Annotated in this window: 20 protein-coding genes; 17 read left to right on the forward strand and 3 right to left on the reverse strand. The window is 69.8% G+C overall.

Going from position 1 to position 18,905, the window contains the following annotated elements; translation table 11 throughout:
• The first annotated feature begins 298 nt into the window (after positions 1 to 298).
• The 8 genes from AC3FMM_RS12350 (at position 299) to AC3FMM_RS12385 (ending at position 6,864) form a co-directional block, all read left to right on the forward strand.
• Positions 299 to 616 (forward strand): hypothetical protein, encoded by a 318-nt coding sequence (locus AC3FMM_RS12350; RefSeq protein WP_488686694.1) that lies wholly within the window; start codon positions 299 to 301, stop codon positions 614 to 616.
• A complete protein-coding gene (locus AC3FMM_RS12355) occupies positions 613 to 1,560 on the forward strand; it encodes a PilW family protein (RefSeq protein ID WP_115710440.1) in 948 nt (315 codons plus the stop codon). Before AC3FMM_RS12350 ends, AC3FMM_RS12355 begins: the two co-directional genes overlap by 4 nt.
• The gene (locus tag AC3FMM_RS12360) at positions 1,554 to 2,147 is read left to right on the forward strand and encodes a pilus assembly PilX family protein (RefSeq protein ID WP_488686695.1); all 594 of its coding nucleotides are present in this window, start codon (positions 1,554 to 1,556) and stop codon (positions 2,145 to 2,147) included. Before AC3FMM_RS12355 ends, AC3FMM_RS12360 begins: the two co-directional genes overlap by 7 nt.
• Positions 2,144 to 3,976 (forward strand): pilus assembly protein, encoded by a 1,833-nt coding sequence (locus AC3FMM_RS12365; protein ID WP_488686696.1) that lies wholly within the window; start codon positions 2,144 to 2,146, stop codon positions 3,974 to 3,976. The genes AC3FMM_RS12360 and AC3FMM_RS12365 overlap by 4 nt, the downstream gene beginning before the upstream one ends.
• Entirely contained in the window at positions 3,976 to 4,431 is a 456-nt protein-coding gene (locus AC3FMM_RS12370) for a type IV pilin protein (RefSeq protein ID WP_488686846.1), read from the forward strand. The genes AC3FMM_RS12365 and AC3FMM_RS12370 overlap by 1 nt, the downstream gene beginning before the upstream one ends.
• A 13-nt stretch (positions 4,432 to 4,444) precedes the next feature.
• A complete protein-coding gene (locus AC3FMM_RS12375; RefSeq protein ID WP_488686847.1) occupies positions 4,445 to 4,996 on the forward strand; it encodes a GspH/FimT family pseudopilin in 552 nt (183 codons plus the stop codon).
• Positions 4,997 to 5,066: 70 nt separating this feature from the next.
• On the forward strand, positions 5,067 to 6,182 hold the full coding sequence (gene ribD / locus AC3FMM_RS12380; protein WP_115710448.1) for a bifunctional diaminohydroxyphosphoribosylaminopyrimidine deaminase/5-amino-6-(5-phosphoribosylamino)uracil reductase RibD: 1,116 nt from the start codon (positions 5,067 to 5,069) through the stop codon (positions 6,180 to 6,182).
• A 58-nt stretch (positions 6,183 to 6,240) separates the two neighbouring features.
• Positions 6,241 to 6,864 (forward strand): riboflavin synthase, encoded by a 624-nt coding sequence (locus AC3FMM_RS12385; protein ID WP_115710449.1) that lies wholly within the window; start codon positions 6,241 to 6,243, stop codon positions 6,862 to 6,864.
• An 8-nt stretch (positions 6,865 to 6,872) separates the two neighbouring features.
• On the opposite strand, the gene AC3FMM_RS12390 is transcribed toward AC3FMM_RS12385, so the two are convergent.
• A complete protein-coding gene (locus AC3FMM_RS12390) occupies positions 6,873 to 7,115 on the reverse strand; it encodes a hypothetical protein (RefSeq protein ID WP_115710451.1) in 243 nt (80 codons plus the stop codon).
• Between the two features lie 400 nt (positions 7,116 to 7,515).
• Here AC3FMM_RS12390 and AC3FMM_RS12395 point away from each other — a divergent pair, with 400 nt between their 5' ends.
• From AC3FMM_RS12395 to AC3FMM_RS12420, 6 genes are all read left to right on the forward strand, one after another.
• Positions 7,516 to 7,803, forward strand: coding sequence for a hypothetical protein (locus AC3FMM_RS12395; protein WP_326346623.1), 288 nt, complete (start codon positions 7,516 to 7,518; stop codon positions 7,801 to 7,803).
• A gap of 75 nt (positions 7,804 to 7,878) precedes the next feature.
• Positions 7,879 to 8,130 (forward strand): hypothetical protein, encoded by a 252-nt coding sequence (locus AC3FMM_RS12400; protein WP_115680883.1) that lies wholly within the window; start codon positions 7,879 to 7,881, stop codon positions 8,128 to 8,130.
• A 303-nt stretch (positions 8,131 to 8,433) separates the two neighbouring features.
• Positions 8,434 to 9,543, forward strand: a complete 1,110-nt coding sequence (gene ribBA, locus AC3FMM_RS12405; RefSeq protein WP_115710455.1) for a bifunctional 3,4-dihydroxy-2-butanone-4-phosphate synthase/GTP cyclohydrolase II — start codon at positions 8,434 to 8,436, stop codon at positions 9,541 to 9,543.
• An 89-nt stretch (positions 9,544 to 9,632) separates the two neighbouring features.
• Positions 9,633 to 10,127, forward strand: coding sequence for a 6,7-dimethyl-8-ribityllumazine synthase (ribH, locus tag AC3FMM_RS12410; RefSeq protein ID WP_488686697.1), 495 nt, complete (start codon positions 9,633 to 9,635; stop codon positions 10,125 to 10,127).
• Positions 10,120 to 10,638, forward strand: a complete 519-nt coding sequence (gene nusB, locus AC3FMM_RS12415; protein WP_115680886.1) for a transcription antitermination factor NusB — start codon at positions 10,120 to 10,122, stop codon at positions 10,636 to 10,638. The genes ribH and nusB overlap by 8 nt, the downstream gene beginning before the upstream one ends.
• Before the next feature lie 133 nt (positions 10,639 to 10,771).
• Entirely contained in the window at positions 10,772 to 11,953 is a 1,182-nt protein-coding gene (locus AC3FMM_RS12420) for a pyridoxal phosphate-dependent aminotransferase (RefSeq protein ID WP_414247670.1), read from the forward strand.
• Positions 11,954 to 12,036: 83 nt separating this feature from the next.
• Here the strand turns inward: AC3FMM_RS12420 and AC3FMM_RS12425 are convergent, their stop codons facing one another.
• A complete protein-coding gene (locus tag AC3FMM_RS12425; RefSeq protein WP_488686698.1) occupies positions 12,037 to 13,164 on the reverse strand; it encodes a transglycosylase SLT domain-containing protein in 1,128 nt (375 codons plus the stop codon).
• A 650-nt stretch (positions 13,165 to 13,814) separates the two neighbouring features.
• On the opposite strand from AC3FMM_RS12425, the gene ubiD reads away from it, so the two are divergent.
• From ubiD to AC3FMM_RS12440, 3 genes are all read left to right on the forward strand, one after another.
• Positions 13,815 to 15,341 carry a 4-hydroxy-3-polyprenylbenzoate decarboxylase gene (gene ubiD, locus AC3FMM_RS12430; RefSeq protein WP_414247669.1) on the forward strand — a complete coding sequence of 509 codons (1,527 nt, stop codon included), beginning with the start codon at positions 13,815 to 13,817 and terminating at the stop codon, positions 15,339 to 15,341.
• A 130-nt stretch (positions 15,342 to 15,471) separates the two neighbouring features.
• The gene (locus tag AC3FMM_RS12435) at positions 15,472 to 17,496 is read left to right on the forward strand and encodes an acetoacetate--CoA ligase (protein WP_488686699.1); all 2,025 of its coding nucleotides are present in this window, start codon (positions 15,472 to 15,474) and stop codon (positions 17,494 to 17,496) included.
• Between the two features lie 25 nt (positions 17,497 to 17,521).
• A complete protein-coding gene (locus AC3FMM_RS12440; protein WP_473704013.1) occupies positions 17,522 to 18,424 on the forward strand; it encodes an aldose epimerase family protein in 903 nt (300 codons plus the stop codon).
• 14 nt (positions 18,425 to 18,438) lie between these two features.
• Here the strand turns inward: AC3FMM_RS12440 and AC3FMM_RS12445 are convergent, their stop codons facing one another.
• Positions 18,439 to 18,816, reverse strand: coding sequence for a DUF5594 family protein (locus AC3FMM_RS12445; RefSeq protein ID WP_115710464.1), 378 nt, complete (start codon positions 18,814 to 18,816; stop codon positions 18,439 to 18,441).
• Between the last annotated feature and the right edge of the window lie 89 nt (positions 18,817 to 18,905).

Consider the following 18,905-nt stretch of genomic DNA (forward strand, 5'->3'; position numbering starts at 1 on the left):
GCTGGCGACGGGATACCGCGAAATCGCGATTCGCCATTCGAATAGCGGAATCGTTACGACTTTGCAACACCCGCGATAGTGGGGAATTTGATAATTCCTGTCAATTGCATCGCGTCAGCGTCTGGCGGCGAGCCGGCAACGCGTTGGGCCGCCGCAACTGACTGCCGGCAAGCGTCACGATCGGGGCCGGCATGCCCGCGCTTAACACAATGGTGCGGATCTTCCCGCTTTACGTTTCGGCACGTTCGCGGCCGGGAGGGCTGGCTAATCTGGGCCCATCGCCTTCACCGCCCATGCCATGTCCTCACCCGCAACCCGGCGTCCACCGCCGCCGCCAACTACCCCGCAACCCAGGCTCCAGCGCGCCTACGCACTGATCGAGGCACTTGGCGCCCTGTCGATCGTACTGGCCGGACTGCTGCCAATGGCGGTGGTCGGCACCACCGGGCTGGGCTGGCTGCGCGAACTGGAGCGCCTGGCGCAGGCCACGCGCAACGCGGCCGACGATGCTGAACTGGGGCGCTGCGCCACGGCGCTGGCCGCCGTCGCCGTCATCGTGCCGTTGCCGGATGTCGGCGGCTGCCAGCCGGCCGGCGCAACATTGGGGCGCCCATGAACGTGCTCATTGACGCGCGCAGCTCACGGCCCCACCCGCGCGGCTTCTCGCTGGTCGAATTGATGGTCGGCATGGCGCTGGGCCTGATCGCCTCGGCCGCGGCCGGCTCCGCCTTCCTCAACGCGCACGCGGCCTACCTCGCCGCCACCGACCGCGTGCTGATCGAGGAACGCGGCCAGCGCGCGCTGGCCATTCTGTCCACGCTGCTACGCCAGTCCGGCTGGCCGGGCGAGCCCGCGTCCGGCATGGCCGCCACCGCCCTGCCCGCGGTCAGCGGCGCGGACAATTGCGGCCAGCCCGCCATGGCCGCCGTGCCCGCCTGCGCCAGGGCCGCGGTCGGCCAAAGCGACGCGCTGCTGGTCCGCTTCAGCGGCAGCGGCCTGCCCGCCGCGCCGGCGCAGCCGGACGACACCATGACCGATTGCAGTGGCTATCCGGTTGCGGCAAGTGCAGCGGGCGCTGCGGGCACCGGAACAATCGCCGGCTACGTCGCGGAGAACCTGCTCTATGTGGCGGCTGGCGCCGACGGCGTGCCGCAACTGCTGTGCCGTTACCCGGCCCGCCGCAATGGCCTGATCGACGGCAGCGGCTGGACCTCGGGCGCGCTGGTGCGCGGCGTGGAATCGCTGCAATTGCGCTATGGACTCGACCTGGACCAGGACGGCCGCCCCGAGCGCTTCGAGACGGCATCGGCGATCCCGCCGCTGGGCGATGCCGCCTGGCAACGCGTGGTGGCGGTCCAGATCGCCGTCGCCGTGCGCGGCGACCGGCCGGGCTCGGCCACGCCAGTCCGGAGCAGCGCTACGGACACGCTGTCGCTGCCCGGCACCGCCGCGGCGGACCTGCCGCCCGCTGCGCCGACGCACGCCGGCACAGCGCGCCGCGTGTTCGCCGCCACAGTGCGGCTGCGCAATGCGCCACGCTGCCAGGAGACGCTGTGCTAGCGCCCCGCCCGGCACGCTCGCGCCACACTGGCGCCGTCACGCTGCTGCTGTGCGCCACCCTGCTGCTGATGGTGGTGCTGATCGCGGCCGCCACGCTGCAGATGCTGCTGGCCGGCCGGCAGCTTGCCGTCATGCAGCGCGAGCGCGAACTCGCCTTCCGCGCCGCCGAGGCGGCGCTGCGCGACGGCGAGGCCGAGCTGCTGGCAGCCGCCACATCGCCGGACACGCACGACCGCCTGGCGCTTTTGCCTGCGCCGGGTCGCTGCGGCAGCGGCCAGCAGGCGGGCGTCTGCCGGTCCGCGCTGGCCGGGCCTCCGGTGTGGCAGCCGTGGCTGCGGGTCGATGCCGACGTCGACGCCATCGGCGTGCCACTGGGCCGCTTTACCGGCGCTGCGCTGCCGGCCAACGCAGCCGCACAGGAGCCGCCGCGCTATGTCGCGGAAATTCTGGATGAAGCGCCGGCCGGCTACAGCGCGCCGGACCCCACTGTCGCAATCGCCCCGTGGCCGCGGGTCCGTGTGACCGCGATCGGCTTCGGCCCCACGCGCGCCGTGCGCGCACTGTTGCAAAGCGTGATCCAGCCATGACCCGCCTCGCCCGCTGCGCGCTCCTCTGCCTTGCCCTGATGCTTGTTCCCGCGTGCCATGCCGCCGGGTCCGAAGCGGGCCGGCTGCCGCTGGCCTACCGGAGCGCGAACGGCGCCTATCCGTGGACCGGGCGCTTGTTCGCCATCGGCTGGCAGGACCTGACGCAGGCGCCCTCGCCTGGCTTGTGGGAGGCCGGCGACCATCTCGACCGTCGGACGGTGCCATCGCGACGGATATTCACCTACGCCGCGCCGGACGGCGCAACGGCACGCGCCATGCCGCTGCAGTGGGATGCTGTAACCGAGGCCCCGCACATGGGCGACAGCGCATCGGTGGACTGGCTGCGCGGCGACAAGACCCGCACCAACCTGCGCCCGCGCGATACCCGCCTGGGCAATGCGGCAGGCGCGCGCGTGCGGGTGGTGGCGCCGCCGGCCTGGTCGCCCGGCAAACCCGGCCACGCCGGCTTTCGTCTGCGCTACAGCCTGCGCCCGCACGTGGCCTGGCATGGCACTGTCGACGGCCTGCTGCACGCGTTCGATGCCGCGACCGGCGAAGAGCGTGCCGCTTACCTGCCGGGCGCGCTGCTGCCCTATGCCCTGGCCATGCCGGCCCCGGGCACACCGACGCTGCCACCGCCATGCCCGCGCCCGGAAGCGCAGGACGTCACCCTCCGCGGCGAATGGCGCACGGTGCTGCTGTGCGGCGTCCCGGCCAATGCCGCGGTCGGCAACCCCGCCGCAGTCTTCGCGCTTGACGTCACCGATCCCGACGGACAGATGCCGTTCGTGCCGATCTGGGAGATCGCTGCGACCCACGCCTTGCCACTGGCCGCGCGCGGACCGGTACGCGCTGCCGGCATCCGTAGCCAGGATGGGTTGCGCTGGTTCGCGGTGGTGATCGTCGATGCGAGCGCCAATGGCGAAGCGGGTGTTGCCCGCGCCGGACTGGCGCTGCTGCCACTGGACAAGCCCGCCGGCGCCGCATGGGCCGGCCAGTACGCTGTACGCACCTTGCCCTTGCCGGAGCGCGATTGCCTCGGCGGCCCTGCGGCCGGACAGCTGGTGGCGGTCAGCGTGTTGTCCGATCTCACCGGTGCCGCGCTCGCGGCCTATGCCACCGACGATGCCGGCCAGCTCTGGCGCTTCGCGCTCGCCGACCTGCCGCCGGCCGGGGCAAGCCCTGCCGCGGCCTGCCTGTACCGGATGCAGGTGTCCGCGCGACCGGCCAGGGAAGAGGCCCCCGTATTGCTCGGATCCCCCACCGCGCCCGTGGTGATCTACGGCGCCGGCAACGAACTGGCCGCGGTGCCCGATGGCGCTGCGACACGCAGCGCCACGGCCCGCACGCCCCGGCAGGTCACGGCCCAGGTTGCGGACAACGGCCATATCCTGCGCGCGGCCCCCGACGGCACACAGGATCCCGGCTGGCGCCTGACCCTGCCCCATGCCGGCGAACAGCTGGTCCAGGTCGAGCCGGTCTTCCCCGGCTACCTGCTGTTCGTGACCCGCACGCCCGATGGCGCGCAGCGCAGCTACCTGGTGCTGGCGGCGACGGGGGAATCCGTCGTGCAGCGCAGCTCCGGCGAGCGCCTGCTGGTCGCCACCGGCCAGTTGCTACCGCCCGGGGCCAGCGTGTTCGCGACCCGCACCGAATTGCCCGGCACGCCCGCTCAACCGGGCGGCGCCGGACGCCAGGCCTTTGCCCTCTCAGTGTGGGCAGCGACGGGCAACGCCGTCACGCAGATCGCACAAACGCTGGCCACGCGCCGCACCGGACGCCTGCGCTGGCGCGAGATCGTCGGCCCGGCCAGGGAGGATGCGCCATGATGAGCCTGGCATCGGCCGGCCGGCGCAAGCGCGGCTTCAGCCTGATCGAACTGGTGGCGGCGCTGGCCGTGATGGCCATCCTCGCAGCCATCGCCGTGCCCGCGTGGCACCGCCATCTGGCGCGAGGCTGGCGCGCGCAAGCCCGCGCAGCGCAGACCGGCGCGATGCTGCGGCTGGAGCGGCATGCGCTCGAAGCCATGACCTTTGCCGCCGCGCCAGGGTCCGACATGGTTGCCGGCGAGTGGCCGCTGCGCGTGCCAGCCAATGGCCCGGTGCGCCATCTGGTAAGCGCCGGCGCTTGCCCGCAAGCCGCGCTCGATACCTGTGTCGAACTTCGTGCGCTGCCGCAAGCCGCGGATCCCGAATGCGGGACGCTGATCCTGCGCAGCACCGGCCAGTGGCTGGCGCTGCCCGATGGCGCGGCGGTGCCGCAGCCGTTGCCAACCCATTGCTGAGGCCAGGATGAAGATGCCATGCGATGCCGTCAGGCATCGACGCACGGGTGGACTGACGCTGGTCGAACTGGTCGCCGGCCTGGCCATTCTCTGCGTGTTCACGGCCGCGGCCTATCCGGTCTTCAGCGGCATGCTCGCGCGCCAGCAGGTCACGCTGGCGGCCGACCGGCTGGCGATGTCGCTGGCGCTGGCACGCGCCACCGCGCTGTCGCGCCGCGTCGAGGTGACGCTGCAGCCGCTGCCGGGGGAGTCCACGCTGAGTCCGGGCTGGCAACTGGCGACGGCAGGCGCCAGCCCTGACCAGCCGGTGGTGCTGTCCGTGGTCGAGCCCGGCACGCCGTGCCTGTCCGTGACCCTTCGGCAGACCGTGCGCGGCGCCAATGTGCTGAAATTCCTGCCTGTGGGATACTCTCGTTCTGAGCAGGGCGGTTTCCAGGCCGCCACCTTCACGCTTGGCTGCCGTGGCGAGCAGCGGCAAGTCAGGATGGGCGCGCAAGGACGTATCCGACTCTGCACACCCGGCCGCGACGCCGACTGCGAGGCGGAATCCTCAGAACCGCCATGACCCGGCAGCCCTGCCACCTCCCTGCCACCTGATCGCAGCGCCAAGGCCCAAGGCCCTACCCAATCGCCGAATGTTTTCCGATACCGACCACGCCGCCATGCAGCAGGCGCTCGCGCTCGCCGCGCGGGGCATGTTCAACACCACGCCCAATCCGCGCGTCGGCTGCGTGCTGATCAAGGATGGCCAGGTCATCGGACAGGGCTTCACCCAGCCGGCCGGGCAGGACCATGCCGAGATCCAGGCGATGAAAGACGCGCTGTCGCGCGGGCTCGATCCGGCCGGCGCCACCGCCTATGTCACGCTGGAGCCGTGCAGCCATTTCGGCCGCACCCCGCCGTGCGCCGATGCACTGGTGCGCGCCGGCGTGGCGCGCGTGGTGGCGGCGATGGAAGACCCCAATCCGTCGGTCTCCGGGCGCGGCCTGCAGCGCCTGCGCGATGCCGGCATCGACGTGCGCTGCGGCCTGCTGGAAAAGGAGGCGCGCGACCTGAATATCGGCTTTGTCTCGCGCATGACGCGCGGGCTGCCGTGGGTGCGCGTCAAGGTGGCGGCATCGATGGATGGCGGCACGGCGCTCCATGACGGCACCAGCCAGTGGATCACCGGCCAGGCCGCGCGTGACGACGGGCACGCCTGGCGCGCCCGCGCCTGCGCCATCCTGACCGGCATCGGCACCGTTCGCGACGACAATCCCGCGCTGACGGTGCGCGCCATCGCCACGCCGCGCCAGCCACAGCGGGTGCTGGTCGATTCCCGGCTCGAAGTGCCGCTCGACGCGCAGATCCTGACGCCCGACACCGGCGAATTCGCCCGGCCCGTGCTGGTGTTCTGCGCGGTGGAAGACCGCCAGCGCCAGCGCGCGCTGGAAGGCCGCGGCGCTGAAGTCGTGGTGCTGCCCAATCCGCACGGCAAGGTCGAGTTGCGCCGCATGCTGGAAGAACTCGGCCGGCGCGGCATCAACGAATTGCACGTCGAGGCGGGCTTCAAGCTCAACGGTTCGCTGGTGCGCGAGCGCTGCGCCGACGAACTGCTGATCTACCTGGCGCCCAAGCTGCTCGGCGATGCCCAGGGCATGTTCAACCTGCCGCCGCTGGCGCGGCTGCAGGATGCCGAGCAGTTCCACTGGCATGAAGTCCGGCAGATCGGCGACGACCTGCGGCTGATCGCCCGGCGCAACGATGCGTAGCGCCAGAACGCCGGCAGCCGATTCGAGATTCCCAACACCTCAAGCACAAGACTCCACCATGTTTACTGGCATTGTCGCGGCGGTCGGCCGCATTGAATCCGTGACCCCGCTCGGCGCCGCCGCAGACGCCGGCGTGCGCCTGCGCATCGCCGCGGGCGGGCTCGACCTGTCGGACGTCATCATCGGCGACAGCATCGCCATCCAGGGCGCCTGCATGACCGTGGTCGCCATGGCGCCCGACGCCTTCGAGGTCGAGGTCTCGCGCGAATCGCTGGACAAGACCGTGGGGCTCGACCGCGCCGGCCGCGTCAACCTGGAGAAGGCGCTGCGCCTGGCCGACCGGCTCGGCGGCCACCTGGTGTCGGGGCACGTCGACGGCCTGGGCGAAGTGGTGCATTTCGCCCCGGTGGGCGAGTCGCACGAACTGCGCATCCGCGCCCCGCGCGAGCTGGCGCGCTACCTGGCCTACAAGGGCTCGGTGGTGGTCAATGGCGTGTCGCTGACCGTCAACCGCGTCACCGATGAAGCCGACGGCTGCGTGTTCTCGATCAACCTGATTCCCCACACCGTCGAAGTGACCACGCTGCAGGAGCTCAAGCCCGGTGCGCGCGTGAACCTGGAGATCGACCTGATCGCCCGTTACGTGGAACGGATGCTGTCGAACACGCAGGCTCCCGCGTAAGACGCACGCTAGCGGCCCTCGTCGGGCACGTTGTAAGCCTGGCGCAACTGATCGGTGAAGGGCCGCAGCGCTTCCATGCACGCGGCGCTGTCGCCGCCTTCCATGGTCGACAGGCTCCAGTTGCAGCCGCTGGCATCCGGGGCGTGCCAGACAATATCGCCAAAGCAGGCGCCCTCGCACGCGGGCACCTTGGCCTGCTCTGCCCGGACCATCGCACGCAGTTCGGCCTTGTTCTTGATCTGTCTCGGCATGGCTGTCTCCCTGGGTAATGCGAACCTGCGGACGCGCCCGGACCGGTCTCAACCCCCGGTGCCGCGCGCAGTCCGGCGAACACTTCAGATGCGCCACTGGTGCAGCTTACGCTACCGCCCCTTGCTGGTGGCAAGTTTTCTCGCCGCGAGGCCTATGTTGTAAGTGAACTGGGAGGGACGGCGCGGTACGCCTAGAATGAAAGGGCTGTGCCGACGGCTGGTCTGGCCCACGGCGCACCCCCGCGCATTTCGCATTTCGCTTTTCCCTCGCCTACGCCTTATCGGACGCTGCCGCCTGGCGATCGCGTCCTGCTCACTGGCGTTTCCATACATCCGCCACGCCGCGCAACCGCGCCGTGACCGCCGCGCCGCTTGCGCCCGGCGACCAGGAGGATCTCGCATGCCCGCGCCTGCTTCCCGAATGACTTACCGCTGGATTCCGGCGATGCCGCGGCTGCAGTCGCCGCACCATGCCGCCCGCGCGCCGCATCACATGGGCCTGCTGAGGCTCGGTTCGACGCCGATGCGGCGCGCGGTCACGCTGCTGATCGACTGGGATCGCGCCGTCGGCGACGGCTGGCCGCGCCTGCAGCCGCCGTCATTGCCGTTGTGGCGCTTCCGGCCGTTCAAGCGCCCCGCCGCGCGGCGGTATGCCGGTTTTCCGTGGTGCCATGGCCGGACCGACTGAAACGCTGAAACGCAGCGTACCGCCATCCCGCCATCCATCGCGCGTTGCACACGCGCCAACCACGCCGGAACCAGCATGGACGAAAGCTTCTTCTATCAGCACTGCCACGTGGTCGTAACGCTGGCCGAGGTGACCTTCGGCAAATGGGAATGGTCGTATGCGCTCGATGCGCACGCCAGGTTCCACCGGCCCAACGCCGGCTTCCCCACCCGCGAGCTCGCGCTGGCTGACGCCACGCGCGCAGCCCGGACCCGCATCGCCAGGACTTCGCGCCTGCGCACCCCTGCCGCCGCCGCGGACTGGACGCCGCTGGCCGAAGCCGCGTAAGGCAAGATACCGGCAGCGCATACGACCAGGCGCCGCAGCCGCCACGCGCCTGGCTCCAGCGTCCTTCCGCGGATCCCCCTTCCCCGCTCGCCACGCCAGCCGGCGCACTTTCCGCTGCCGCTGCCTCCCGCGTGGGCTGCCTTGGCGTACAATAGCCGGCTTGACTGGGCAACCTGCCGGGCGTATATGGCCCGGCCGGCCCGGCCCGAAGCCCCGCCTCAGTCCGGCCGCTTTCCACCGCGGCCATGGTTCCTGCCACAGCCATTCGCCTGATTTCCGCCCCAACCTGCCGTTCAGCACGCCATGACAATCGCCCGTACCGAAGACATCATTGCCGACATTCGCGCCGGCCGCATGGTCATCCTTGTCGACGAGGAAGACCGCGAGAATGAGGGCGACCTGGTCCTGGCTGCCGATTTCGTCACGCCGGAGGCGATCAACTTCATGGCCAAGCATGGCCGCGGCCTGATCTGCCTGACGCTGACCGCCGAGCGCTGCCGCCAGCTCGACCTGCATCCGATGGTAAGCCGCAACGGCACCCAGCACGGCACCAACTTCACCGTCTCGATCGAAGCTGCCGAGGGCGTGACCACCGGCATTTCCGCCGCCGACCGCGCCCGCACCGTGCAGGCTGCCGTCGCCCGCGACGCCAAGCCGGCCGACCTGGTCCAGCCGGGCCATATCTTCCCGCTGACGGCGCAGCCCGGCGGCGTGCTGATCCGCGCCGGCCATACCGAGGCCGGCTGCGACCTGGGCGCGCTGGCCGGGCTGACGCCGGCTGCGGTGATTTGCGAGATCATGAAGGACGACGGCACCATGGCGCGCCTGCCGGACCTGGTCGAGTTCGCGCGCGAGCATGACCTCAAGATCGGCACCATCGCCGACCTGATTCACTACCGCAGCCGCACCGAGAGCATTATCGAGCGCGTCGGCGAGCGCGCCATGCAAACCCCGTACGGCACCTTCCACAGCATCGCCTATCGCGACAAGCCGACCGGCCAGGCCCACTTGGCGCTGGTCAAGGGCAAGCCCACGCCGGAACAGGAAACGCTGGTGCGCGTGCACGAGCCGTTCTCGGTGCTCGACCTGCTGGAAGTGAAATGCACGACGCACTCGTGGAGCATCCCCGCGGCGATGCAGGCCATTGCCGAGGCCGACAAGGGCGTGATCGTGCTGCTGAACTGCGGCGACACCGTCGAGCAGCTGTTCACGCAGTTCAGCGCGCTCGACGCCCCGCAGTCGCGTCCGCGCCGCAAGCCGGACCTGCGCACCTATGGCATGGGCGCGCAGATCCTGAAGGATGTCGGCGTCGGCAAGATGCGCGTGCTGGCCGCCAGGCAGCGCATGCCCAGCATGACCGGCTTCGACCTGGAAGTGACCGGCTACCAGCCGATGAGCGGCCAGGCCGACTGAGCCGGCCCCGGTACCGAGCCGGCCCCCCCGAATACCCGGGCCGCGGCGCATGCCGCCGCGGCCCTCCCGAAAAACTGGAGAATTGAACAATGGATCACGGCTTCTACCCCAGCAACCTCGACGGTGAAGGCCTGCGCATCGGCATCGTGCAGGCGCGCTTCAACGAGCCGGTCTGCGCCGAACTGCTCGAGGCCTGCGTGGCCGAGCTGGAAAAGCTTGGCGTCGAGGGCGAAGACACCCTGGTGGTAACCGTTCCGGGCGCACTGGAAGTCCCGCTGGCACTGCAGAAGATGTGCGAGAGCGGCCAGTTCGACGCGCTGGTCGCGCTGGGCGCCGTGGTGCGCGGCGAGACCTATCACTTCGAGCTGGTCTCGAACGAGTCGGGCGCGGGCATCACCCGCGTCGGCCTGGACTTCAACGTGCCGATCGCCAATGGCATCCTGACCGTCGACACCGACGAGCAGGCCCATGCCCGCACCCGCGAAAAGGGCCGCGACTGCGCGCGCGCCGCGGTGGAGATGGCCAACCTGGTGGCGGCGCTCGATTCGCTGCGCGGCCAGGAAGACGAGGACGATGATGAGTGATACCTCGAACACGCCGGACAACGACGCCGGCAAGGCGGCCGGGGGCAAGCCCGGCGCTGCCCGCACCGAAGCCAAGGCGCCGCCCAAGAGCGCGCGCCGCCGCTCGCGCGAACTGGCCCTGCAGGGCCTGTACCAGTGGCTGCTGAACCGCAACGACATCGGCGCGATCCAGGCCCACCTGCACGACGCCCAGGGCTTCAACAAGGCCGACCGCGAGCACTTCGACGCGCTGCTCAATGGCGCCGTGCGCGAAGAGGCACGCCTGACCGCCGCGTTCGAGCCATTCCTGGACCGCTCCGTCGATGAACTGTCGCCGGTCGAGCGCGCCGCCCTGCTGGTCGGCAGCTATGAGCTGGTGCACTGCCTGGACATCCCGTACAAGGTCGTGATCAACGAAGCCGTCGAGCTGACCAAGACTTTCGGCGGCGTCGAGGGCTACAAGTACGTCAACGGCGTGCTGGACAAGCTCGCTGCCCAGGTACGCGCCGCGGAAGTGGCTGCGCGCCGCTAAACCACCCCGCGGCTGCGCCGTGCCGTCGCGCTGGCCCTGGCGCCAGCGGCGATGAAGACGACACCCGCCGCGGCGGGTGTTTTCATTCCCACCGACCCCTTTTGCTGAACGGGCCCCTCCCGCCCGGAACACCATGGACTTGCAGCACCTGGCCACCGCCTCCCGCCTCGCCAACATTGACGCCTTCCATGTGATGGAGCTGGCCAAGCAGGCCGCCGCGCTGGAGCGCGCCGGCCGCCATATCGTGCACATGGGCATCGGCGAGCCGGACTTCACCGCCGCCGAGCCGGTGGTGCGCGCCGCCGAAGCGGCGATGCGCCGCGGCGTCACGCAGTACACCGGGGCGCTGGGCATCCATCCGCTGCGCGAGGCCATCGCCGGCTATTACCAGACCGCCTACGGCCTGGACATCCCGGCGCGGCGCGTGATCGTCACCGCCGGCGCCTCCGGGGCGCTGCTGCTGGCGTGCGCGGTGCTGGTCGAGATCGGCGCCGAAGTGCTGATGCCGGACCCGAGCTACCCGTGCAACCGCCACTTCGTCGCCGCCTTCGACGGCGTCGCGCGCATGATCCCGAGCGGCCCGGCCGAGCGCTTCCAGCTGACCGCCGCGCAGGTCGAGACCCACTGGGGCGAGCAGACCCGCGGCGTGCTGCTGGCCTCGCCGTCCAACCCGACCGGCACCTCGATCCTGCCCGACGAACTCGCGCGGATCCTGCAGGCGGTGCGCGCGCGTAACGGCTTCGCCATCCTGGACGAGATCTACCAGGGCCTGTCCTACGATGCCGCGCCGGTGTCGGCGCTGAGCCTGGACCCGAACGTGGTCACGGTGAACAGCTTCTCGAAGTACTTCAATATGACCGGCTGGCGCCTGGGCTGGCTGGTGGTGCCGGAGGCGCTGGTCGAGGCCTTCGAGAAGGTCGCGCAGAACCTGTTCATCTGCGCGTCGGCGGTGGCGCAGTACGCCGCGCTGGCGTGCTTCACGCCCGAGGCGCTGGCCACCTACGACGAGCGCAAGGCCGAATTCCGCCGCCGCCGCGACCTGATCGTGCCGGCACTGGAGTCGCTCGGCCTGCGCGTGCCGGTGCGCCCCGACGGCGCCTTCTATGTGTATGCGGACTGCCGCGGCGTCAACCACCCGGCCGCCGGCGACGCCGACCGCCTGACGCAGGCCATGCTGCACGACGCGGGCGTGGTGATGGTGCCGGGGCAGGACTTCGGCCCGCATACGGCCCGGGACTACATCCGGATCTCGTACGCGACCTCGCGCGAGAATATCGAGGAGGCGATGGCGCGGCTGGGCCAACTGTTCCGCTGACCGCACCCCTGCCGCTGTGGCGGCAGGCCAACAAAAAAGCACCCCGCGGGGTGCTTTTCTTCTGGGCGATGCCGGGGCCAGGCTCAGGCGTTGTGCGGCCCGTTATTGGCTTCCAGCTTCTCGGTCGGTGCATGCTCGACCGGGGCCTTGTCCTCGGCGGCCGGCTTGTCGGCATTGGCCGGCGCGCTGCGCACGCCGATCAGCTGGCGCAGGCGGGCACGTTCGGCCAGCACCTTGGCGCCGTAGCCGCCGTCGGTGGCCGTGGTGGCGCCGACGTAGTACTTCAGGCCACCCTCGAGCGAGCCGGCGCGGGCGATGCAGTCCTTGAGCACCAGCGCACCGATCTTGATGTTGGCGTACGGGTTCAGGGCCGCGGACACGCCGCCGACGGCTTCGTACTTGTCCTGGTGGACCTTGGTCATGACCTGCATCAGGCCCTGCGCGCCCACGCCGCTTTCGGCGTACGGGTTGAAGCTGGACTCGATCGCGATCACGCCCAGGATCAGCAGCGGGTCGATGCCGACCTCGCGCCCGGTCAGGTAGGCCGCCTTGACCAGCTGCGCGGTCGCCTGGGCGGCCACGCGGTACTTGCGGGCGATATAGTCCGCCACTGCGGCCTGCTCGCGCGCGCTGCCCAGCGTGGCGCCGGTGCTGCGGGCGTCCATCGCCACGCGCGTCACCGGGATCCGCGCGGCCAGGTGCGCGACCGACGGCACCTTGGTATTGGCCGCCAGGCTCCATTCGTCGACGCCCGACACGGTCGGCAGGCCGAGCTTGCCACCGCGGCCAGTGCCATAGCCGAACTTGGCCGCCGCGACGTCCGCCGTGCCCGGCGGGACGGCGCTGGATACGGCCGGGCTGTTGGCAGCATTGGCAGCATTGGCAGCATTGGCAGCGTTGGCGGCATGCGCGGGCGCTGCCACGGCAGCGCTCACCAGCACCGCCGGCGCTTCGTCACCGGCCAGCAAGGCGGCCAGCGTGGTGCGCCACTCCTGGCTCACCGACAGCGACACCGCCGAAACCACCGCCATCACGCCCAGGCTGTTCAGGGCGTACTTCAGCGTCGTGCGGCCACCGCGCAAGGCGCGGCCCGCGACCGGATGCGCAAGACGGACCTGCAATGCCCGACTCACTCCGGGTACCGGCTGTCGGAGGCGGACCTGCAGGGCCCGCCCGATGCCGGGAAGATGAAGGGTTTTCCAACCGCTCATGCTTACCTCCATCCGTTGCCCGCTTCGCGTGCCAGACTGCGGCATGCGCCCGATCTCAACGTACTCAAGTAAGGATGCCGCGCCGTCTAGCAGTGACGACCAAGCACCTGTTGGCAGGGCGCTCCCCGTGCGCCCAACTGGAAACAGGCCACGCCCTGGGGGGGCGCTACCTGCCACGACTTAACTCTCTACACTCCGGCAAGTCGCCGGAGGCGACCGGTCGCCCGCCATGCGCGCGGGTCTACGACCATCGGTCCTTGCTGGAGGGACTTTCTGGCACGTTGTTTTAATGTGCACCCCTTGACACAGGGAGAAAATCCATGTTGCGACGCAACACTCCATGGAGCAGACCGGATTGTAGGAACGGTGTTATATCCCGTCAAGAATAACAATTCGATAATTCACTACTTTCAGTTATTTGTAACAAGGCGGTTTTGGTCGACCCGGCATCACTCCGATGCCCGCAAACGCAGGCGTAGCCTTGGCTCGCCACGTTACGGCCCGCCCCGGGGCGGGCAAAAAACTTACAATTTCCGCGGCACCGGCTGGACGATTTTTTTGCCGCCGCCCCGAGGAATGTGTATCGTCACCGACCTGACCGCCGCCTCCCTGGATCCGGTGCGGGATGCCGCACCACAACAGAATTCACCATGCAATACAAAGACTTGCGCGATTTCATCGGCCAGCTCGAAGGGCTCGGCGAGCTGCGGCGCATCGCCCGCCCGGTATCGCCCAACCTGGAAATGACCGAAATCTGCGACCGCCTGCTGCGCGCCGGCGGTCCCGCGGTCGTCTTCGAGCAACCTGCGGGCGCTCCCCATGGCGACATCTATAGCGTGCCGGTGCTGGCCAATCTGTTCGGCACGACACGCAGAGTCGCATTTGGCATGGGCGCCGAATCGATGGAAGACCTGCGCGACATCGGCCGGGTGCTGTCGGCGCTGAAGGAACCCGAGCCGCCGCGCGGGCTGCGCGAGGCCGGCAAGCTGTTCACGCTGGCCAAGTCGGTGTGGGACATGGCGCCCAAGCGCGTCAGCGCGCCGGCGTGCCAGGAGGTGGTCTGGGAAGGCAACGATGTCGACCTGGCGCGCCTGCCGATCCAGACCTGCTGGCCCGGCGACGCCGCCCCGCTGATCACCTGGGGCCTGGTGGTGACCAAGGGCCCGCACAAGAAGCGCCAGAACCTGGGCATCTACCGCCAGCAGGTGATCGGCCGCAACCAGGTCATCATGCGCTGGCTGGCGCACCGCGGCGGCGCGCTCGACTTCCGCGAGCATGCGCTGGCCAACCCCGGCAAGCCCTTCCCGATCGCGGTGGCGCTGGGCGCCGACCCGGCCACCATCCTGGGCGCGGTGACGCCGGTGCCGGATACGCTGTCCGAATACCAGTTCGCCGGGCTGCTGCGCGGCAGCCGCACCGCGCTGGCGGGCTGCCTGACCCCGACGCTGTCCGAACTGAGCGTGCCGGCCTCGGCCGAGATTGTGCTGGAAGGCCATATCCAGCCCGATCCCAATCACCCGTCCGGCTACCAGCACGCGCTCGAGGGCCCGTTCGGCGACCACACCGGCTATTACAACGAGCAGGACTGGTTCCCGGTCTTCACCATCGACCGCATCACCATGCGGCGCGACCCGATCTACCACTCCACCTACACCGGCAAGCCGCCCGACGAGCCGGCCGTGCTGGGCGTGGCGCTGAACGAAGTGTTCGTGCCGCTGCTGCAGAAGCAGTTCCCGGAAATCACCGACTTCTACCTGCCGCCCGAAGGCTGCAGCTACCGCATGGCGCTGGTGCGCATGAAGAAGCAGTACGCCGGCCATGCCAAGCGCGTGATGTTCGGCGTGTGGAGCTTCCTGCGGCAGTTCATGTATACGAAGTTCATCGTGGTGGTCGACGACGATGTCGACGTGCGCGACTGGAAGGAGGTGATCTGGGCCATCACCACCCGCGTCGATCCCAGCCGCGACACGGTGCTGGTCGACAACACCCCGATCGACTACCTCGACTTCGCCTCGCCGGTGTCGGGCCTGGGCTCCAAGATGGGGATCGATGCCACCGACAAGTGGCCAGGCGAGACCACGCGCGAATGGGGCACCCCGATCGCCATGGATGCCGCGGTCAAGGCGAAGGTCGACACCCTGTGGGAAACGCTGTTCGAGCGTCCCGCCGGCCGATGATGGCAGCGGGCACGCGCCTGCGCCCAACCGCCGTTATCATGTCACGCTGATGCCGGGCGCCCGCGACAGGCGCCCGCAACCTACCCTCGCACCATCCGATGCCCGCGGCAGACGGGCCCAAGGAGGAGACATGACCACCGCCGCCCCGCTCGCCGAAGGCAACCTGATGTGGACGCCGTCCGAGGCGTTCCGCGACCGCAGCCAGATTGCGCAGTTCATGCGCTGGCTGCGCACCGAACGCAGCCTGGCCTTCGACGACTACGACAGCCTGTGGCAATGGTCCGTCACCGAGCTCGAAGCCTTCTGGGATGCCGTGCGCGCGTACTTCGACGTGCGCTTCGACACCCCGGCCAGGCAAGTGCTGGACCGGCGCACCATGCCGGGCGCGCGCTGGTTCGAAGGGGCCACGCTGAACTACGTGCAGCAGGTGTTCCGCCACGCCGGCAGCGGCAGCGCCCGCCAGCGCACCGCGATCCGCCATGCCGGCGAGGCACAGCCGCTGGCCGATATCAGCTGGCACGCGCTCGAGGCGCAGGTCGCGTCGCTCGCGCATGCGCTGCGCCGGATGGGCGTGCAGCGCGGCGACCGCGTCGCCGGCTACCTGCCCAATATCCCTGCCACCGTGGTCGCCTTCCTGGCCACCGCCAGCCTGGGCGCGGTCTGGTCCGGCTGCGCGCCGGACATGGGCCAGGTGGCGGTGGTCGACCGCTTCCGCCAGATCGAGCCCAAGGTCCTGATCGCCGTCGACGGCTACCGCTACGGCGGCAAGGCCTACGACCGCGCGCCTGTGCTGGCCGAGCTGGTCGCCGCCCTGCCCTCGCTGACCGACCTGGTGCTGGTGCCGCAAACCGGCAGCGGCGCCGCGACGCCCGCCGGCGTGCGCGTCCACGCCTGGCAGGACGTGCTGGCGCACGACGTGCCGCTGGCGATCGAACCCGTGCCGTTCGACCATCCGCTGTGGATCGTCTATTCGTCCGGCACCACCGGCATGCCCAAGCCGATCGTGCACGGCCATGGCGGCATCGTCATCGAGCAGCTCAAGCTGATGGCGTTCCACAACAACCTGGGCCCGGACGACGTGTTCCACTGGTACAGCAGCAGTGGCTGGATCATGTGGAACGCGCAGGTGGCGGGGCTGCTGCTGGGCACCACCATCGCGCTCTACGACGGCAACCCGGCCTGGCCCGACGCGGGCGTGCTGTGGCGCTTTGTCGACGATGCCGGCGTAACCCTGTTTGGCGCCGGCGCGGCGTTCTTCACCAACTGCATGAAGGCCGGCATCGAGCCCGCGCGCATCGCCGACGTGTCGCGCCTGCGCGGGCTGGGCTCGACCGGCTCGCCGCTGCCGGTCGAGGCCTACGACTGGATCTACCGCCATGTGCGCGAAGACATCTGGCTGGTGCCGATGTCGGGCGGCACGGACTTCGCGGGCTCGTTCGTCGCCGGCTGCCCGCTGCTGCCGGTCTATTCCGGCGAGATGCAATGCCGCTGCCTGGGCGCGAAGGTGGAAGCCTTCGACGATCACGGCCAGCCGCTGGTCGACACCGTCGGCGAACTGGTCTGCACCGAGCCGATGCCGTCGATGCCGCTCTACCTGTGGGACGACACCGATGGCAAGCGCTATCGCGACAGCTATTTCGACACCTACCCCGGCGTCTGGCGGCATGGCGACTGGATCAAGATCACAACACGCGGCGGCGCGGTGATCTACGGGCGCTCCGACGCCACCATCAACCGCCACGGCATCCGCATGGGCACCAGCGAGTTGTACCGCGTGGTCGAAGACCTGCCCGAGGTGATGGACAGCATGGTGGTCGACCTCGAATACCTCGGCCGCGAATCGTATATGCCGCTGTTCGTGGTGCTGCGCGAAGGCATGGTGCTGGACGACGCCTTGCGCGACACCCTGCGCGCGCGCATCCGCAACGCGCTGTCGTCGCGCCATGTGCCCAACGAGATCGTGCAGGCGCCCGGCGTGCCGCGCACGCTGTCGGGCAAGAAGATGGAGGTGCCGATCAAGAAGCTGCTGCTGGGCCATGCGCCGCAGGGCATCGCCAACCGCGACGCCATGGCCAACCCCGACACGCTCGACTGGTACTTCGACTACGCCGCGCGCTTCCTCAAGGCCCGCCAGGCCGAGCCGGCGGCGAACTGAGCGCCATGCCCTGATCTCTCCCCCCATGCACAACCTGCCAACCGAAGACTTCCAGGGCCAGCCGCTGGTGCGCATCGGCCAGGCCGACACCTACCTGCTGCTGGCGCCGCAATTCGGGGCGCGGCTGGTCCGCTGGGTGCACCGCGGCCAGGACCTGCTGTACTGGCCCGACGCCGCCGACTGGAGCCGGCCGGCCAAGATCCGCGGCGGCAACCCGCTGCTGTTCCCGTTCATCGGCCGGCATTTTGTCGACGGCAATCCGGGGCAATGGCGTGACGGACAAGGGACGGTCCATACCTTGTCGCAACACGGCTTTGCGCGCGACCTGCCCTTCGACGTCAGCGCCATCGACCCGCAGGCTGCCATCACGATGACGCTGCGCGACAGCGAGGCGACGCGCGCCGGCTATCCGTTTGCCTTCGTGTTCGATGTGGTCTACACCTTGCTGCCCGACGGCCTGGAGGTGGCGCTGCGCACCACCAACACCGGCACGCAGCGCCTGCCCTGTTATCCCGGCCACCACTTCTATTTCGCCCTGTCCCACGCGCAGCGCGCCGCGGCGTCGCTGGCGCTGCCCGACACGGAGCGCAAGCGTCAGTTGCCGGATGGCAGCCCGGGACCGGCAGAGTCTGGCGAGTCGACCTACCAGCTCGACGATCCACGGCTGCAGGACACCTTCCACGTCTTCCGCGGCAGCCCCTCGGCACAACTGGCCATGCCCGGCCACCGTATCGGCTTCGAGCTCGACCTGCCCGGCAGCACGCCCTGGCATGCCGTGACCACGTGGTCCGAGACCGAGACCTCGGACTTCTATTGCGTGGAACCGTGGGTGGGCCTGCCGGATGCCATCCACCACGGCCAGGGATTGCGCTGGATCGAGCCAGGGCAATCGGAAAGCGCGGTGTGCCGGCTGCGTGTGACTGGCTGATTCCTGCCAGCCGCTCAGTGCTCGAAATCCAGCCCGCCGATCAGGATCCGCGGATCGGCCTGCGACAGCGAGCGGAAATCGATGCCGCGCGGTTCCTGCCACGCCCGCAGCTTGGACGGCAGCGCCGCCAGGTAGCCGGCAAAGCGCGCCTCGCCGCCCGCGGCGAACAGGCGCTGCACCTCCAGCCCGTCCCACGCCAGCGTGATATCGAGCGCATACGGATGGCGCCGCAGCTCCGGCGGGCCTTCTGCCGTCATGCGCAGGCGCGGCGGCATCCCGGCGCCATCGGCAGGCAGCGGCTGGAGTTGCAAGCGCCGGTGCTGCTGGCCGATCGCATCGGCGATGCGCGGCAGGCATTCGGCTTCGAAGCGGGCGAAGAAGTCGGTGGTCAAGGTGGGGGGTATCCTGACATTGCGGGAGGGCGCCGGCGCTTGCGGCCCTGTGCGCCGGCGTGCCAGCCACTATACGCCGCGCGTCGCCG

Source organism: Cupriavidus sp. 207A1 (genome assembly GCF_057798955.1).

Excerpts from the sequence above, each read along its gene's own strand:
- AC3FMM_RS12350 (WP_488686694.1), top strand. The coding sequence starts at position 299 with ATGTCCTCACCCGCAACCCGGCGTCCACCGCCGCCGCCAACTACCCCG.
- AC3FMM_RS12355 (WP_115710440.1), top strand. The coding sequence starts at position 613 with ATGAACGTGCTCATTGACGCGCGCAGCTCACGGCCCCACCCGCGCGGC.
- AC3FMM_RS12365 (WP_488686696.1), top strand. The coding sequence starts at position 2,144 with ATGACCCGCCTCGCCCGCTGCGCGCTCCTCTGCCTTGCCCTGATGCTT.
- AC3FMM_RS12370 (WP_488686846.1), top strand. The coding sequence starts at position 3,976 with ATGAGCCTGGCATCGGCCGGCCGGCGCAAGCGCGGCTTCAGCCTGATC.
- AC3FMM_RS12375 (WP_488686847.1), top strand. The coding sequence starts at position 4,445 with ATGCCATGCGATGCCGTCAGGCATCGACGCACGGGTGGACTGACGCTG.
- ribD (WP_115710448.1), top strand. The coding sequence starts at position 5,067 with ATGTTTTCCGATACCGACCACGCCGCCATGCAGCAGGCGCTCGCGCTC.
- AC3FMM_RS12385 (WP_115710449.1), top strand. The coding sequence starts at position 6,241 with ATGTTTACTGGCATTGTCGCGGCGGTCGGCCGCATTGAATCCGTGACC.
- AC3FMM_RS12390 (WP_115710451.1), bottom strand. The coding sequence starts at position 7,115 with ATGCCGAGACAGATCAAGAACAAGGCCGAACTGCGTGCGATGGTCCGG.
- AC3FMM_RS12395 (WP_326346623.1), top strand. The coding sequence starts at position 7,516 with ATGCCCGCGCCTGCTTCCCGAATGACTTACCGCTGGATTCCGGCGATG.
- AC3FMM_RS12400 (WP_115680883.1), top strand. The coding sequence starts at position 7,879 with ATGGACGAAAGCTTCTTCTATCAGCACTGCCACGTGGTCGTAACGCTG.
- ribBA (WP_115710455.1), top strand. The coding sequence starts at position 8,434 with ATGACAATCGCCCGTACCGAAGACATCATTGCCGACATTCGCGCCGGC.
- ribH (WP_488686697.1), top strand. The coding sequence starts at position 9,633 with ATGGATCACGGCTTCTACCCCAGCAACCTCGACGGTGAAGGCCTGCGC.
- nusB (WP_115680886.1), top strand. The coding sequence starts at position 10,120 with ATGAGTGATACCTCGAACACGCCGGACAACGACGCCGGCAAGGCGGCC.
- AC3FMM_RS12420 (WP_414247670.1), top strand. The coding sequence starts at position 10,772 with ATGGACTTGCAGCACCTGGCCACCGCCTCCCGCCTCGCCAACATTGAC.
- AC3FMM_RS12425 (WP_488686698.1), bottom strand. The coding sequence starts at position 13,164 with ATGAGCGGTTGGAAAACCCTTCATCTTCCCGGCATCGGGCGGGCCCTG.
- ubiD (WP_414247669.1), top strand. The coding sequence starts at position 13,815 with ATGCAATACAAAGACTTGCGCGATTTCATCGGCCAGCTCGAAGGGCTC.
- AC3FMM_RS12435 (WP_488686699.1), top strand. The coding sequence starts at position 15,472 with ATGACCACCGCCGCCCCGCTCGCCGAAGGCAACCTGATGTGGACGCCG.
- AC3FMM_RS12440 (WP_473704013.1), top strand. The coding sequence starts at position 17,522 with ATGCACAACCTGCCAACCGAAGACTTCCAGGGCCAGCCGCTGGTGCGC.